Here is an 819-nt window from a genome sequence, read left to right as displayed (position 1 = left end):
ATGGCTCATGTTCCAGATGGGCGGTGTCGGCCCCATGCTCGGGCAAGCCCACCATTTCCGCATCTCCCATGACAGCGTTTCCAGTGTGCGCCACTCAATCTTACGAAAACTCGTTTCAGATCTGAAGGAAACCTGCAACCTAGCCGTGCTTCGTCGTGGAGAGCTCTTCTATCTAGACCGAGTGGAGGCTAACTGGGCCTTACGTCTCCACCTACCGCCAGGAACGGTTCTGCCTCCGCATTGCAGCGCGAGCGGTAAGCTCCTGCTGGCATTTAAGCCGCCCGAAGAGCGCGCAAAACTACTAGACAATCTTCCACTAGAGCAGTTCACGCACCGAACCATCACGGACCGCGACCTTCTTGAATCAGAGCTAGACCGCATTATTAGCACTGATTATGCGGTTGATAATGAAGAATATGTTCTTGGAGTCTCCTGCGTTGCAGTCCCCGTCAAAGATAAGCATGGTGATGCTGTTGCGGCGATTGCAATTCATGCTGCGACAGCACGTTTACCAATTAATCAGGCGATGGAATACATTCCTCAATTACGTGCTGCAGCAGAGCGAATTTCTAATACCCTAAACTGAGCAGCATGGCCCATCCATTCCCTCTTCTACAAGATCTCATTAATAACGCCAAGGGCACTAAACCCTTGGGGGTTGTCTTTCCACTGAGCGAGCCATCCTTAGAAACCGTTGTTGAGCTTCGTAAACATGCTCTCTGCACACCTATTCTGATTGGTCCGCGAGAAAATATTGTGCTTCTTGCAAAGCAATACTCTTTTGATATTGATGGCATAGAAATTATTGATACCCCCAAC

Annotated in this window: 1 protein-coding gene and 1 pseudogene; both read left to right on the top strand. The window is 49.8% G+C overall.

Going from position 1 to position 819, the window contains the following annotated elements:
• Positions 1-586 (top strand): IclR family transcriptional regulator C-terminal domain-containing protein (locus tag B7X71_RS14740; RefSeq protein ID WP_293601211.1); only part of this gene is annotated, 586 nt, incomplete at its 5' end.
• A gap of 5 nt (positions 587-591) precedes the next feature.
• Positions 592-819, top strand: a pseudogene (locus B7X71_RS14735) (hypothetical protein); the annotation flags it as partial.

The sequence above is a fragment of the Polynucleobacter sp. 39-46-10 genome (assembly GCF_002282275.1).
Note: the sequence above shows the minus strand (reverse complement) of the source record. Positions and strands in the feature narration are given on the sequence as shown.